We start from the raw sequence: 14,813 nt of genomic DNA on the forward strand, positions 1-14,813 counted from the left end.
CGCGCTCGATCGTTGAATTCGGTCTATTATCATTAGTAGGTGATGATATTAGGGGAAGACTATGAAGCGATTAGCTTGGGTGGTTGGAACGATGCTGGCGAGTGGTGTTGCGGTAGTGGCATTGGCGGAGCAGATGGATGCGCAGCAGTCGGACCCACAAGAGCTTGGTTGGATGCAGGGGTTCCCGCCGCCGGTGGATAAACGCATTATGCAGCCGGAATCTGACTTTTTTAGTTTTCCTAAATTGCGCTGGACGGTGTGCCACATTCGTGAACTGATGCCGACCACACAAGTGTCACGCGGATTAGCGGCGCCCTCTTCTTTGGACTACGCAATGCCAGACGCTGCTGAAGAGCGGACCGGATCCGACGTGGGGGCCGTGGTTAACTCCATGTTGCGCGATGAAATCAATAACCTGACCTTTACCCCACTCAACAGCGAAACTGAAATGAGCTGGCGCGAGTCGCTGGATGCGAATTACACCGATGGCCTCCTGGTCATGCATAAGGGGCAGGTGGTGTATGAGTACTATTCAGGGTGCCTGGATGAAAGCCGACAGCACGCAGCGATGTCGATGACGAAATCGCTAACCGGGCTACTGGCGGAGATTCTGGTCGCCGAGGGTACGTTGGATGATACTGCTCGGGTCGACACATTCGTACCGGAACTTGCGGACAGTGCGTTTGGTGACGCCACAGTGCGGCAAGTAATGGATATGACAACGGCGCTGCAGTTTAGCGAAAACTACGCCGACCCTAATGCCGATATCTGGCAGTATTCGCGAGCAGCAAGTCCACTGCCGAAGCCTGCTGACTACACTGGGCCGAATGGCTATTTTGAGTATCTGCAAACGGTAGAAAAAGACGGCGAACACGGCGAGGCGTTCGGTTACAGGACCGTAAACTCAGACGCGTTGGGCTGGATTATCTCCCGTACGAGTGGCGACGCTGTCAGCACCCTATTATCAGAACGGATATGGCAGCATATCGACGCAGAACAAGACGCCTACATGACAGTGGATGCGCTAGGCACCCCGTTTGCTGGCGGTGGTTTAAGTGCAGGACTACGCGACCTGGCTAGAATCGGTCAGTTGATGCTGAATCAAGGCCAAGCAGGCGATCGCCAGGTGTTCCCGGCTGATGTGGTAGCGTCAATTGAGGGCGGCGGTAACCAGGAAGCCTTTGCCAAAGCTGAATACAGTACCTTGCCTGGCGCCAGTTACCGCAGCATGTGGTGGGTGTTGCACAATGAAAACGGAGCCTATGCCGCACGTGGCGTACACGGGCAAACTATCTACGTAGACCCCACCGCTGAAATGGTGATCGTGCGTTTCGCTTCCTTCCCCCAGGCTAGCAACAGCCTGATAGACCCCACGTCCTTACCTGCATATGCCGCATTGGCAGATTGGTTGCTTCAACGGTAATTCAATGATCAAGCGCGGGGCTTGAATGAATAAGCAGAGCAGTCGCGGAATCATCAGACGCTGTTGGAGAAAGAGATCGAGCGAGTGGTCGGCAGCTCTTTACTGGGGCGGGCCGGTCCTTAGAAAACGTCGGATCGCTGGCGAGTTTTTGCGGCAAGCAGGGCAGGGCAACTGAAATTATTTATAGGGCTATAAGCGACATTTGTGTATTGAAGGTTTACTGACTGTTAAGTTACACTTAGTCGCTGGTTTAGGGCCGTTTTCCGATACATGCCTTCTTTTTCGCTCTAAACCACTGATAAGGATGTTGTTGCCGTATGTCAGCGCGCGAAGTAACCAATAACTAACAAGACATAAAGGCCTCGGCGTATTGGTGCGCGGAGGCTTTTTACGTTACACGAGTGGAGATATATTTCCTCTGAAAGATTACGCAAAACCTTGATGGCTAATTGGGAGCCGTAACCTAAGGGCGGTAGCGTATCTATCGCTTAAGAAATATGCCGCAGTATAGTAATATTGATCGATAGTTTAGAATCACTAAATCAGCAGAAATGTTTAATTTGCCAACTCAGCATATATGTAGTCAAGTGAGTGCAAATAGTAAAATTATTAATGGAAAGAAATACGATGACTGAGCAGCAAACGATAAACCGTCAAGTCGCTGACAATGAAATTGACTTACGCGAATTATTTATGATTCTTTGGAAAGGCAAATGGATAATTGTATCCATTACTTTTCTTTTTGCAGTTGGCTCAGTGATCTATGCCCTTAGTTTACCGGATATCTATGCTGCAGAAGCCAAACTAGCGCCTACAGAAGAAGCGCAAGGACGAGGTAGCATGGGTGATATGGGGGGGCAACTAGGCGGATTGGCTAATTTAGCGGGTCTAAATATGGGGGCTAATCAGATAACCCCCGCGATGCTAGCAATGGAAATTTTACGTTCACGCAAATTTATTGCTGGATTTGTTGAACGTCATGATATTGCTCCAGAGTTATTGGCCGTCGAGAAGTGGGATAAGAGTTCAGGTGAACTATTATTTAATCGTGAGATCTATAATCCAGATAGCAAAAAGTGGTTGAGGGAGGTTAGCTCCCCAAGACAACAGGAACCAACTGCTTGGGAGTTGGTTGGTGCTTTTAGATCTCATCTAAGTGTAGAATCGGGAGAAGGATCTCCACTTACTGTGATTCGAATTGAGCATCGGTCGCCAATAGTGGCCAAGAGATGGCTGGATTTACTAATAGAAGACATAAATGATGAAATGCGAGAGCGCGATATTGAAGAAGCTCAGAGAAGTATTGAGTATATCGAGAAAGAAATGGTGAATGCTACGCTACGGAGCACTCAACAAATTTTTTCAGGGCTGATGGAAAAGCAAACTCAAACTATTATGCTGGCAAATGTTAGACCTGAGTACATCTATCGCGTTGTCGACCCTGCCGTGGTACCAGAGCAGCGCGCAAAGCCCTCTCGTGCGCTAATAGCTATGGTTGGCACATTCTTAGGCGGGTTATTATCATTATTCGTAGTTTTACTACTTCACGTGGTCAAAAAACAGCGATAAGAGGTCGAGATGCAGAAAATCGCAGTAGCAGGAACTGGGTATGTCGGACTATCAAATGCGGTACTGTTAGCGCAATACAATCAAGTTATAGCGGTCGATATTTTAGAAGATAAAATCAACCTACTAAATAATAAAAAGTCTCCAATTTCAGACAATGAAATAGAGTTATTTTTAAGCGAGAAAAAACTGAACCTAAGGGCGACTACAGACGGAAAAGAAGCCTATAAAAATGCTGATCTGGTAGTAATTGCAACCCCTACAGACTACGATGCAAAAACTAATTACTTTAATACAAAATCAGTAGAAGACGTTATATCGTTGGTAATGGAAGTAAACCCGGACGCGCTTATGGTTATTAAATCAACAATACCTGTTGGCTTTACTCAAGCGTTAAAAAAAAAGTTTGGTACCGAGAATATAATTTTTTCACCGGAATTCTTACGTGAAGGGAAAGCTCTTTACGATAATTTACATCCTTCTAGAATTATCGTTGGAGAGCAAAGTTCTAGAGCTAGAGTCTTTGCGAAGTTACTCCAGCAGGGAGCTGAGAAAAGCGATATTCCGGTATTGTTTACTAATAGTACGGAAGCAGAGGCCATAAAGCTTTTTGCTAATACTTATCTTGCTATGAGAGTAGCGTATTTCAACGAGCTTGATACCTATGCTGAAGTACATGGGTTAAGCACCCGGGAAATTATTCAAGGCGTATGTTTAGATCCACGAATAGGTAACCACTATAATAATCCTAGTTTTGGATATGGCGGATACTGTTTACCTAAAGATACGAAACAACTATTAGCAAATTATCAAGACGTACCGCAGAACATTATGCGCGCGATTGTCGACGCTAATTATACTCGTAAAGACTTTATAGCGGACGCGATTATAGCCAAGAATCCAGAGGTGGTTGGGATATATCGGTTAGTGATGAAATCTGGGTCTGATAACTTTAGAGCCTCTGCTATCCAAGGAATCATGAAGCGAATCAAAGCTAAAGGTATTAAAGTTATTGTTTATGAACCAGAATTAGATGAAGACTCTTTCTATAATTCAGAGGTGTTTAAAAATTTAGATTTGTTTAAAGTGAAAAGCCAAATTATAGTATCCAATCGAATGTCTTCGGAGTTAGTCGATGTAGCCGATAAAGTGTATACTCGGGACTTGTTTAATAGTGATTGATGAATGCTTATTATACTTACTGTCTAGACCAAAAAGTCCAATGACTTTGAATTAAGAGTTTATACTTCAAGTGATACCCAAAAAAATTAAAAAATACATTGCGAATACTTCATGGTTGTTAAGTGAAAAAGGCATCACGGTTATTGTTGGTTTTCTTGTTTCAATTGTCGTTGCACGCTTTTTAGGACCAGAAAATTACGGAGTTCTCGGGTATGTAATCTCATTGACCACACTTTTTTCGGTGGCCGGTCACATGGGGTTGAGTGGTCTTGTAATTCGAGAAATCGTGAGAGACCCCAACGGGCGTGGTGAAGTTCTCGGTACCACATATTTAATTAAGCTAGCCGGGATGGCGATAGGGGTTATTTTAATTCTCCTCTATGCATCTATAATAGAAACGCCTGGGACGCAAGTATTCTATATGCTTTTAATAGCCGCATCGGCTATGTTAATCCAGCCAGTAAATGTTATTGACTTTTGGTTTCAGTCTCAGGTTCAAGCAAAATACTCTGCTATTGCTCGAACAGTAGGCTTACTAGTTTCATCTTTTTATAAACTTCTGCTAGTTTTTTCTGGTTTAGGGCTCGTTTATTTTGCTCTATCTGGGGTGGTCCAAGCAGTAGTGAGTGCGATGGTATTGCTGATCTTGTATCGGCATAAAGCCACAGTCACTGTCTCACAGTGGCGTTTCAATTTTGCCCGAGCTATAACACTTCTAAAACAAAGCTGGATGGTTTTTGCTGGTGCAATTTTTGCTGTTATCTATATGAAAATAGATATGGTAATGCTCAAACTTATAGCTGGTGCTGAAAGTGCGGGGGTATACTCTGTTGCAGCGCAACTATCTGAGGCATGGTATTTTGTACCCACGGCTATAGTGGCATCACTCTTCCCGAAACTAATTAAGTTAAGGGAGCAGGATGAAGGGATTTTCTACAAAAGACTTCAACAACTATTTGATTTACTTTTTATGATGGCGGTAGCCGTCGCTGTTGTTGTCACTTTGTTAGCACCTTTTGTTGTAGATACTTTGTATGGTCAGGCCTATAGTGAAAGTTCGAATGTTCTCGCAATTCATATTTGGGCCGGAGTTTTTATCTTTATGCGTGCCGCGTTCTCAAAGTGGATCTTAATTGAAAACGCGTTAGTATTTTCGCTCATAACCCAAGGTTGTGGTGCATTAATGAATGTTTTTCTCAATTATTTACTTATTCCCTATTACGGTGCAACTGGAGCTGCCATTGCAACCTTAGTGTCGTACGGAGCCGCGTCTTATTTTGCATTATTGTTTAACAAAAGAACTCGTCCAATCTTTTGGATGATGACAAAATCTTTTTTGTTTCCCGCTAGATATATATATTCTCTACGAACTTAGCGAATGATTGCTTTATGCGTTTAATTAGGATTAGAAGGTATGGAGGTTTATAGTTGAAACAACTTTTAAGAAAGCTAGTGCCGAGCATTTTAGTCGTCGCATTATTAAGATTTAAAGCAACTCTCGGCTATCTTTTGCTTAAAGCATGTTCTAAAAGTGCCTTCCTTACTTCTTTTCATTATGCTTTTTTTAATAGACGATTTTATCGGGAGCATCAAAGTGTTCTTCTAGGTCGATTGGCTTATGGAGATTCGTTGAAGGGAGATGTTAGAACAAGTTATTTGCTTCGTCGAAATATTCATAGACTTGAAAAAGGCCTTATTATGAAGCCTCGTAGACCGATATTTGCGCTTAATTATATTGAAGAGACTATCGATTGTTACGAGACAGCTGCATCTAATGAAAATGTATGCTTAGATGAATTGAAATGGGCGACTGATGTTCTTGTTTCGTATTTTGAGGTTATAGAGTCGACTTCTATAACCGCTCCCCTTCGCTTTCGTTTTAACAAGGCGAGAAAGTATGAAAAGCCTAAAGAAGATATTTTAGATAACGCGAGCGACACTGAGAATTTTATTCCTTATCCGTCAAAAGATCTTCCAGATTTAGAAGTTACGACCGAAGAGCTGAGTAAACTCTATATGCGCAGACGTTCTACTCGTTGGTTTGAGTCTAGGCCGGTACCAAGTGACTCGCTTCTGCGCGCTATTGAAATGGCGTCTACGGCACCGTCAGCTTGTAATAGGCAGCCGTACTCCTTTAAAATTTGTACCCATCCGGAGACGGCTCAGAAAATATCTAAACTGGCAATGGGGACTTCAGGATTCTCCGATAATATTCAGTCGCTTATTGTGGTTGTGGGTGATTTAAGTGCATATCCATTGGAACGAGATCGTCATTGTATCTATATAGATTCGTCTTTGGCTAGTATGCAGCTTATGTTAGCTTTAGAAACCATGGGTTTAGCAACATGTCCAATTAACTGGCCGGACATCGAGGAAAGGGAGCAAGCAATGCAAGATACATTGAATCTACCTAAATATCTCAGACCTGTAATGTTAATCGCTGTGGGTTATCCTGATTTAGAGGGAGGAATCCCGTACTCTCAGAAAAAACCGAAAGAAATACTGGCTGAATTTTTAAATTAGCCAATTTATTACATAAACATTATTATTGAGAATAGCTAAACTCATGAGCATCTTTATAGAAGTAAAAGGAATAGGGATCCCTAATAAAGGGGCGGAGTTAATGCTGGTAGCATTGATGGAGCATTTCGCCCAAAAGGGAACCGACGTAAAGTTTGTGAGCGAACCTTATACTGATTATTTCAATCGCGCACGCTACGGTTTATATCAAAGAGCGTCATTTGCAGTCAAGGGGATACGTTTGGATTGGATCTGGAGTTTGGTCCCTGCTCGTCTACGCAAACAATATGGAATTGTACTTGATAGAGAAATAAACGTAATTCTGGATGCTTCGGGCTTTGCTTATGGAGACCAGTGGGGAGTTGACAAACTGGTTAGTCGGCTTTCCAAGCGTTTAAAAAAATACAAGCTGAATGGCACTAAAGTCATTTTGATGCCCCAGGCGTTCGGTCCATTCAAGAATGCAGGTTTTGAGTCTGCACTTAAAGACTTGGCAGAACATGCTGATCTTATTTGTGTAAGAGACCGGGAATCTTATCAGCATTTGACCTCTATAGTGGGTAAAAGTGAGAATATTGAGCAGTTCCCAGATTTTACCGGGCTTGTTCTTCCTTCAGAGCATTCAGTTCATAATGATATGAATTACGGCATTTGTTTTATTCCAAACGCTAAAATGATTGAAATGCGTGACGATGGCGAACGCTATAAAGCAGAAATGACTAAAGCAGCACGTTGGGCTTATCAGAATGGATACAAAGTAACATTACTTGTACACGAAGGAATAAAAGACATGAACTTAGCTAAGGAAATCAAAGCTAAGGTTGATGATAAAATTTTAATACTGGGTGCTTCTGACCCTAAAGAAATAAAACAAATAATTAGCCGGTCTTGTATTGTGGTGAGTTCTCGGTTTCATGGTCTAGTAAGCGCGTTAAGTCAAGGAGTTCCGGCAGTAGCTACCGGGTGGTCGCATAAATATATGGAACTTATGCACGATTATAACGTTGAAGAGATGATGGTAGAAGACCTTCAAGATATAAGTAAAAAGCTACAATGGGTTTGTATAGAAGAGAACGCGGAATCTATAAAAGCAAAGCTAAATAAAAGCGCTATCTCTCAGAAGCAGCACATAGCGTTAATGTGGGATAAAATAGATTCTATTCTCAAGCTTAATTGAATAGAATATCTAAATGTTTTTACCTTCCTCCCCAGAATATCTTTATATAGATTTTTTAATTGTTAGAAAATTTTAGGTGATTTGAAATGAAATCTCATGATACTGACGAGGGTGTGAATACTTTTGTAACAGTTATAGTACCGACTTATAATGATTGGGAGGACCTTTCTCGTTGCATTAAAGCTCTAGAAGAACAAACATACCCTCTGAATGAGTTCGAAATTATTGTTGCTAACAATAATCCGGATAATAAATTACCTAAAAATTTATCTATGCCATCTAACGCCCGCTTAATTGAAGTTGAAGCTCCAGGGTCCTATGCAGCGAGAAATGCGGCATTGAATATAGCTAAGGGCGAAGTTATAGCTTTTACCGATTCCGACTGCACGCCTGCAAGTGATTGGATAGAGAATGGGATGAAAAGTTTAACGAGCGGAGTTGATAGAGTCGCGGGTAAGGTAACTTTGTATTTTAGAAAGGGGAAATTATCTCTTGCTGAAATGTATGAAAAAGCATTTGCCTTCAGACAGGAAAGAAATGTAAGCGAGGGTCGATCTGTAACTGCTAATTTATTTGTACGACGTTGGGTTTTTGAAAGTGTAGGGCCTTTTGATGCGACACTAATGTCAGGAGGGGATATGGCCTGGAATCGATTAGCAACGAGTGAAGGCATTTCACTAACTTATGCTGCTGATTGCGTGGTATATCACCCAGCCAGACATTCAATGGAGTTGCTGAAAAAGAAGAAGAAGCGGGTTAGCGGAGGTGTTGCAAGTATTGGTAAAGTTTCTAAGAAAGAGATTTTAAGAAGGTTTTTACCTCCAATGTTTGCACTTTCAGATCTTAGAAAACGAAGTGATTTAAGTGGTAAAGAGAAAATGGCTGCTTTTTTTATTCTTTACTATCTAAAAATTTTTAGTGCGGTGAGTATGATTAAAGTTATTACTGGTATAGAAAAAGCGAGTAGAGATTAATCCAGTAAAGCAAGAAACTTTCCAGGCATTAAATAGAGCTAATTAAATTAATGTATACTAGTGCAATTCTACTATCAATTTACGTAAGGCTATTAGGTCTGATGTCAGCGGAACCGAAAGTCGTGCTTTCTCAGCGCTTTTTGATTTCAGCATTTCTAGTATTTATTGCTTTATCACTAGTGTACATTGGTTCCGTATCTGGAATATTTTCTTCATATCTTGGTTCTACTTATTTTTCGATGATGTCACCTGACAGTTATCGATATTATGAAGAGGTTCAGCTATTTTCTGGAAAAACAATTTTTGTTAACGAGTTCTCCGGTGAATTTGAGGGTTATAAAACCACACCAAAATTTGGTCTTCCAGCTTTGCTTTCAGTTTTTAATCCTTTGGCATTGGATTTCTCTTATCAGTTTTACTACTCTGTTTCATGTCTTCTTATATTCTTTTGTGCGCTGATTAATTTAAATTTACTCGAAAAATCGATATCCGGCTATAAACTTTCCACCCTAGCATATTTTCTCGTGTTCTTTGCTGTAATATTATTTCCTACTGATGTGTATTGGGTGGCGAGGTTTTTAAGGGAGGGACTAGCGAACAGCTTCTTTGTCATGTCGATGCTAGCGACATATTGCTACTTTAGGTTTGGCTCCAAGTACATTCCAGTACTGGCGGCTTCTCTTCTCTTTTTGTTTTTTCTTAGACCTCAATTAATATTGCTGACACTAGTTTTTGTTCTTTTATGTTTTCATGCATTTAGAAAACTTGATATGCGAATTTTCTTCCTCATGACGCTATTGGTTTCTGCCGCAGTTTTTCAGATTATACAGGCCTCCGGTTTGGCATTTTTTGCCACGATACTTGGTATATTTGGACTTGAAAGCCTAGTGCGTTTCCTCGCTGGTTTCAATTATGCTTTCTTTGGTCAAGCCGTTTTGTGGTTTGTAATTTCATTTAGCGTGGTTTTCGGAACATTTAGAAAGTCGAATCTGCAAAATAACATTCCTCGATTCAGTATGCTTTTAATTGGTGGTTTGGTTTTATTTTTGGCGGTGGTGATCGCCTTGTTAGGAATGCAAATCAGGTTTGTGTACCCAATATTTATATTGATTAAGTTTATTTTATTAATGTGGTTTATTCAGCAATACAAGCCCGTTTCTGATCAGAAATATCCGCCGATCTCAACCTTATAATATGACGGTTAGTTAGCTGAATAACTAACCTATCTATTTGATTAAATATATGGGTAATTTCTTGAAGATCTTTTATATAGCGCCATTTGCAACAAAGTTTCCATCTACAAGCGCAAGTAGCATTCATATGATTCGAATGTGTGAAGCTTTAGCGTTTATGGGGAATGACGTTACCCTTTGTATCGGTAACTCTGAAATTGTAGAAGAAGAGATACTCGAGTTCTACGGTGTTCTGAATCGTTTTAAGTTAGTCTCTGTTAAAGGTATAGTACCGAAAGCGGACAGAGTTATATACTCTTATCGGGCAGCCAGCCTAGCCAAGTGTAATGGTGCCGAGCTCGTAATTAGCCGCTCATCTATTCCAAGCCTATTTTCCGCCAAGAGGTTTTTACCGACTGTCTATGATACCCATGGCCCGGTATGGGAGAAAAACTTCATTGAATACCAAGCGTACAAATTATTAAGAAAGAGTCGGTACCTTAAGCGAGTTACAACAAATTCTGGAAAGCTGAAAGAGATGTACGAGAAAGCTAATCTTGCTCCCATTTTTGCTCCAATTATTGCTGCCTTTAACGGAGCTACCAAACACAAGGTAAAAAATGGTGAGATTCCCGAACTTCCTGGACGCGCTTTTTTAAAAGTCGGCTATACTGGCCATCTTTATGAGGGCAGAGGAATCGATGTTTTGTTAGATGTTTCGAAGTCATTACCGGATGTTGATTTCCATTTTTTTGGGGGAACGCCGGAAGACCTAAAGTTTTGGCGGTCGAAAATAGAAAATGCGAAGAATGTCTTTTTCCATGGATTCATTCAGCCCGGTAAATTGCATGTTTACCGGGAGGCCTGCGATGTGTTGGTAGCTCCTTATCAAGCAGGTAAAGTTGCAGTATCTGGGGGGAAGGGGGACACCAGCGGGTATATGAATCCTATCAAGGTTATTGAATACTTGTCGTCCGGTAAGGCATTAGTTTTATCAGATTTGCCCGCTATCAGGGAGGTAGTTCCGGAAGGGGTCGCTTTTTTTGTAAAGTTTGATGATGTGGATGCATGGGTTGATGCTATTGAAAAGCTAAAAAATAACAGTCTGAGAACCGAACTAGCGAATAGAGCTTCAGCTATTTTTTCAGATAGCCTGACTTGGACTGCTCGTGCGAGAAAACTAGTAGAATGAAAAGTTGCCATGTTATACACATAATTATTGGTTTAAATCCAGGCGGAGCTGAGTTAACTTTAAAGAAACTTCTTGAGTTGCATAATGACAGCTATAAGGATACTAGCCATTCAGTAATTTCCTTAACTGATATTGGAGTAGTGGGGCGGCAGTTACAGGAAAAGGGCTTTCGAGTAGAAAGCCTTGGTGTGAAAAAAAATTTTCTGTCTTTTTTTAATGTCTTCAAGTTAATACCTATTATTCGCTCTCGTCGACCTGACATTATTCATACGTGGATGTATCATGGTGATTTTATTGGTGGTTTATTTGCTAAGTTATTTAGTAAAGCACGCATTATTTGGTGCATACGAAGCACAGACATTAGCAAAGGCGGGTCTAAATCTACGCTGATTGTTAGAAGGCTGTGCGCGTTATTATCTAGTTTTATTCCAGACTCTATAGTTTGCGCGGCTGAAAAGTCAAAAAAAGTCCATGAGAAAATCGGCTACTCGAAAGAAAAAATATGTGTAGTACCAAATGGTTTTGAGATTCCTTGTGATGAAAATAAGGAAGAAAAGTCTCTGCGTATTAGAAATGACCTCGGTATCTCACCTAGGTGTATAGTAGTCGGAAGTGTAGCCAGGTATCATGAAATTAAAGATCACCCAGGCTTTATATTGGCGATTACACCTATTCTGAGGAGTAATGAACTGGTTAATGTTGTTTTAGTCGGGCGTGATACTCAACGGATAAAAGAACTCGATTTATACACGTGCCTGGATGATTCGGTTAAAAAGCGGATACACACGGTTGGTGAGCAAGAGTGTGTTCAAGATTATATGTTTTCTTTTGATGTTTTCTGTTTACATTCAAAATCAGAAGGATTCCCGAATGTTTTGGCTGAAGCAATGGCCTGTGGAGTGGCTTGTGTTTCCACAAATGTGGGTGATTCAAACCTTCTTATCTCTGACACTCAGTTTCTTCCATCTCCAGAAGCCCCCACTGAGTTGTCTGCTAGTCTATTAAGAATGATAAGTCTTACAAAAGCAGAAAGAGAAGAGATAGGGTTGGAAAATCGAAATACTATTTTTTTTCAATTCTCTTCTAAGCGAATGGCTGATGAATATCATTCACTCTATCTTTCCGTGATGTCGTAAATATGAAAAAGAGAATATTTATCCTAGCATCTTCTTCAGGGTCGCTTGTTAACTTCAGAGGCGAATTGATTACGAAATTAATTGATATTGGATATGAAGTTCACTCATGCGCTCCCGGACTTTCCCAGGATGTTGGAGCGTTAGACTGGTTGTGTGCTAGAGGAGTATCCTGCCATGATATCCCTATGTCGAGAACAGGAATCAACCCATTTTCTGATTTCATATGGGCTATTAAGCTTAGGGGGCTAATTAACAAGGTAAAGCCCGACGTTATGTTTAGTTATACTATAAAACCTGTTATCTGGGGTACTCTCGTCGCTGCCTCATGTAAAGTCCCTAAGCGCGTCGCTTTAATTACAGGCCTGGGTTATGCGTTCACCGGTGAGGCAAAAGGTAAAAGAAAACTGATTAAAGGCATTGCCTGTAACTTGTATCGACAGTCATTGAGATGGGCTCATTGTATTTTTTTCCAGAACCCAGATGACAAAGCAGACTTTGAAACCCTTGGTCTGCTTCCTTCAAACTCATTAATTAAAGTGGTGAACGGTTCCGGGGTTGATACTAACAGGTTCGCTCCACAACCAGTCAATCCTGACCCTTTGAAGTTCTTAATGATTGCTCGACTATTAGCTGACAAGGGCGTCAGAGAGTATGCTGCGGCTGCGAAGGTGCTTCAGGACAAATATAGTAATGTAGAATTTCATCTCGTTGGTGGGCTAGACCCAAACCCAGTTGGGCTCCAAAAAGACGAGATACTTGAATGGGTTGAGAACGGATTTCTGAAGTGGTGGGGTGCACAAGGAGATGTACGGCCTTTCATAACTGATTGTTCTGTCTATGTGTTGCCTAGTTATAGAGAGGGGACACCTAGAACAGTATTAGAGGCGATGGCAATTGGCAGAGCTGTCATTACAACGGACGCACCTGGTTGTCGAGAGACGGTTTACGAAGGTGATAATGGCTTTTTAGTTCCCGTTCGATCGGTAAATAGATTAGTTATAGCGATGGAAAAGTTTATTCACAGTCCAGAGCTAATAGAGTCGATGGGTTCTCGGTCCAGGGAAATCGTCGTTGAAAAATATGATGTCCATAAAGTTAACCTATCGATGTTTAAAGCGATGGGTATTGATTAGTATTGTTAAAAAATTCAGAAAGCGGAGTAATCATGCATCAGGATATAAACTCTACCCGTATTGCCATCATTGGCCTTGGGTATGTTGGTTTGCCACTAGCGGCTGAGTTTGGAAAGAAATTTAACACCGTTGGTTTTGACATAAATGAAAAGCGTATTGGCCAACTCCAGGATGGTTTCGACTTTACCCTTGAAATGTCAGCTGAAGAGCTCGCAGAGGCTACCCATCTTTCCTATACATGCAGCATAGATGACCTACATGACGCGAATGTGTATATAGTCACTGTTCCCACACCCATAAATAAAAATAAGCAACCTGATTTAACACCGTTGTTCAAAGCTAGTGAAACCATTGGTAAGGTCTTAAAAAAGGATGACACTGTTATATATGAAAGTACAGTTTACCCTGGTGCGACTGAGGAAGACTGCGTACCAGTACTTGAGCGAGTCTCTGGTTTGCGACTGAACGTCGACTTCTTCGCTGGTTATAGCCCAGAACGTATTAACCCCGGAGATAAAGAGCATCGGGTCGCCAGTATTCTGAAAGTAACCTCAGGCTCTACCCCCGAGGTTGCTGAGTTTGTTGACCAGCTCTATAAATCCGTAATTACAGCTGGAACCCATAAAGCCGACAGTATTCGAGTTGCAGAAGCTGCAAAAGTCATCGAAAACACTCAACGTGACGTGAATATTGCGCTTATCAACGAACTGTCGATGCTTTTTAATCGGATGGGCATTGATACTGAAGCAGTGCTTGAAGCTGCTGGTACGAAATGGAACTTCCTACCGTTCCGCCCCGGTCTGGTTGGTGGTCATTGCATAGGTGTAGACCCTTACTACCTAACCCATAAAGCACAAGAAATTGGTTATCATCCGAACATGATTCTTGCTGGGCGACGAATTAATGACGGTATGGGTGAGTACGTATCTGAACAACTGGTCAAGGCCATGTTGAAGAAACGTATTCATGTGAATGAAAGCCGAGTGCTAATTATGGGCTTTGCTTTTAAAGAAAACTGCCCGGATTTACGAAACACTCGGGTAATAGATATTGTCAGAGAATTAAGCTCATTTGGTGTTAACGTCGATGTACACGATCCTTGGGTTTCGGCTGACGAAGCTTCAGCTGAATATGGAATCAATCTTACTCAAACTCCTGAGAACGGCGCATACGACGCTATTATCTTGGCCGTGGCACATGATGAATTTAAGAGCATGGGTGTAGACGAGATTCAGTCGCTAGGAAGAAGTGAGTCGGTTCTATACGACTTAAAATATGTATTGCCCCGCGACATAGCAGATCTGCGCTTGTAAGGTTTCAAAAAAAGGTTAGCAACGA

General features: G+C 41.6%; 12 protein-coding genes. All 12 read left to right on the plus strand.

Features of this window, described 5'->3' with window-relative positions:
* Positions 1-61 precede the first annotated feature (61 nt).
* The 12 genes from CWE14_RS13205 (at position 62) to tviB (ending at position 14,788) form a co-directional block, all read left to right on the plus strand.
* Entirely contained in the window at positions 62-1,423 is a 1,362-nt protein-coding gene (locus tag CWE14_RS13205; RefSeq protein WP_241972414.1) for a serine hydrolase domain-containing protein, read from the plus strand.
* 627 nt (positions 1,424-2,050) lie between these two features.
* The gene (locus CWE14_RS13210; RefSeq protein ID WP_198676597.1) at positions 2,051-2,992 is read left to right on the plus strand and encodes a Wzz/FepE/Etk N-terminal domain-containing protein; all 942 of its coding nucleotides are present in this window, start codon (positions 2,051-2,053) and stop codon (positions 2,990-2,992) included.
* A gap of 9 nt (positions 2,993-3,001) precedes the next feature.
* The gene (locus CWE14_RS13215; RefSeq protein ID WP_126799813.1) at positions 3,002-4,171 is read left to right on the plus strand and encodes a nucleotide sugar dehydrogenase; all 1,170 of its coding nucleotides are present in this window, start codon (positions 3,002-3,004) and stop codon (positions 4,169-4,171) included.
* A 70-nt stretch (positions 4,172-4,241) separates the two neighbouring features.
* Positions 4,242-5,546, plus strand: coding sequence for a flippase (locus CWE14_RS13220; RefSeq protein ID WP_198676598.1), 1,305 nt, complete (start codon positions 4,242-4,244; stop codon positions 5,544-5,546).
* Between the two features lie 53 nt (positions 5,547-5,599).
* A complete protein-coding gene (locus tag CWE14_RS13225) occupies positions 5,600-6,694 on the plus strand; it encodes a nitroreductase family protein (RefSeq protein WP_126799815.1) in 1,095 nt (364 codons plus the stop codon).
* Between the two features lie 43 nt (positions 6,695-6,737).
* Positions 6,738-7,868, plus strand: coding sequence for a polysaccharide pyruvyl transferase family protein (locus CWE14_RS13230; RefSeq protein ID WP_126799816.1), 1,131 nt, complete (start codon positions 6,738-6,740; stop codon positions 7,866-7,868).
* 86 nt (positions 7,869-7,954) lie between these two features.
* Complete coding sequence (locus tag CWE14_RS13235) at positions 7,955-8,842, plus strand: glycosyltransferase family 2 protein (protein WP_126799817.1); 888 nt, start codon at positions 7,955-7,957, stop codon at positions 8,840-8,842.
* Positions 8,843-8,943: 101 nt separating this feature from the next.
* Positions 8,944-10,035 carry a hypothetical protein gene (locus CWE14_RS13240; protein ID WP_126799818.1) on the plus strand — a complete coding sequence of 364 codons (1,092 nt, stop codon included), beginning with the start codon at positions 8,944-8,946 and terminating at the stop codon, positions 10,033-10,035.
* A gap of 61 nt (positions 10,036-10,096) precedes the next feature.
* Entirely contained in the window at positions 10,097-11,206 is a 1,110-nt protein-coding gene (locus tag CWE14_RS13245) for a glycosyltransferase family 4 protein (RefSeq protein WP_157981829.1), read from the plus strand.
* Positions 11,203-12,342 (plus strand): glycosyltransferase, encoded by a 1,140-nt coding sequence (locus CWE14_RS13250; RefSeq protein ID WP_126799820.1) that lies wholly within the window; start codon positions 11,203-11,205, stop codon positions 12,340-12,342. The genes CWE14_RS13245 and CWE14_RS13250 overlap by 4 nt, the downstream gene beginning before the upstream one ends.
* Positions 12,343-12,344: 2 nt before the next feature.
* Positions 12,345-13,475: a glycosyltransferase family 4 protein gene (locus CWE14_RS13255; RefSeq protein ID WP_126799821.1), complete on the plus strand. Its 1,131-nt coding sequence runs from the start codon at positions 12,345-12,347 to the stop codon at positions 13,473-13,475.
* A 32-nt stretch (positions 13,476-13,507) separates the two neighbouring features.
* Positions 13,508-14,788, plus strand: coding sequence for a Vi polysaccharide biosynthesis UDP-N-acetylglucosamine C-6 dehydrogenase TviB (tviB, locus tag CWE14_RS13260; RefSeq protein ID WP_126799822.1), 1,281 nt, complete (start codon positions 13,508-13,510; stop codon positions 14,786-14,788).
* The last annotated feature ends 25 nt before the right edge of the window (positions 14,789-14,813 follow it).

Source organism: Aliidiomarina soli, assembly GCF_003986975.1.
Lineage (GTDB): Bacteria > Pseudomonadota > Gammaproteobacteria > Enterobacterales > Alteromonadaceae > Aliidiomarina > Aliidiomarina soli.